Genomic DNA, 1,017 nt, shown 5'->3' on the forward strand with positions numbered 1-1,017 from the left:
TCGTCAATTTGCTCATACATCGCTTCCATTGACCCATATTCATGTAATAATTTTAGGGCTGTCTTTTCACCAATCCCTGATACACCGGGGTAGTTATCTGAAGAATCCCCCATTAACCCCTTCATATCAATGATTTGTTCAGGTGTAATCCCCATATCTTCCATAATCGAAGCTGGCGTATAAGACGCTAATTCAGATACCCCTTTTTTGGTGATATCTACCCGGACATTGTCCCGTGCCAATTGCGTCAAATCCTTGTCCCCAGAAATCACGACAACATCAAATTCTTCAGGGTCTACTTTAGTCGCAAAAGTCCCGATAATGTCGTCCGCCTCATAGTTCGTCAACTCATAATGCGCAACCCCAAAGGCATCTAGGAGCACATTGAAAAATGGCATCTGCTCTCTAAACTCAGACGGTGTTGATTGACGCCCGCCTTTATATTCATCAAAGAATTCGTTTCTAAACGTCGTTTTACCTGCGTCCCACGCCACCAAGGCATGCGTCGGCTGTTCTTTTTCCAAGATATTATTCATCATTTCATGAAAAGCAAACAAGGCATTGGTATGCATACCATTCTTGTTTACGAATGAATCGATATTATGGATGGCAAAGAAAGAACGAAAAGCCAGAGATGACCCGTCAAATAGGACGAGCTTCTTCTTTTCTTTATTAGTACTCAATTGAGTCGCCTCCTGAAATTCGTTGGAATACACCTGCATCAATCGTTTCAGCGTCATTTTGTAGGTGCTCTAGTGGTGGTAAAACAGTCAACATGGCATCTAGGACACGGTCGTCACCAGTTGAGTTGGTAAATTTCCCAATACAGTGAATCGTCACGAATTGCTTCAATTCTTCTACACGGATAACCTCAAATTCAAACGTGATGATTGAGTTATGTGGAATAGAGTGGATGATATTGATATTCATTTCAACTAAACGAGAACCTGGGCCAGGGAAGTTCATCGATACTGTACGCGTAATAATCCCCATCAAGGCGATTGGTGGTACAACAAC

1 protein-coding gene and 1 pseudogene are annotated in these 1,017 nt (G+C 42.3%); both read right to left on the bottom strand.

What is annotated here, in order from left to right:
• On the bottom strand, positions 1-683 hold a 683-nt coding region (locus tag ACRCJ0_RS15180; RefSeq protein ID WP_431391042.1), incomplete at its 3' end, for a 5'-3' exonuclease.
• Positions 673-1,017: pseudogene (locus ACRCJ0_RS15185) on the bottom strand (dehydrogenase); the annotation flags it as partial. The pseudogene ACRCJ0_RS15185 and the gene ACRCJ0_RS15180, both read right to left, overlap by 11 nt.

The organism is Aerococcus sp. L_32 (assembly GCF_050689315.1).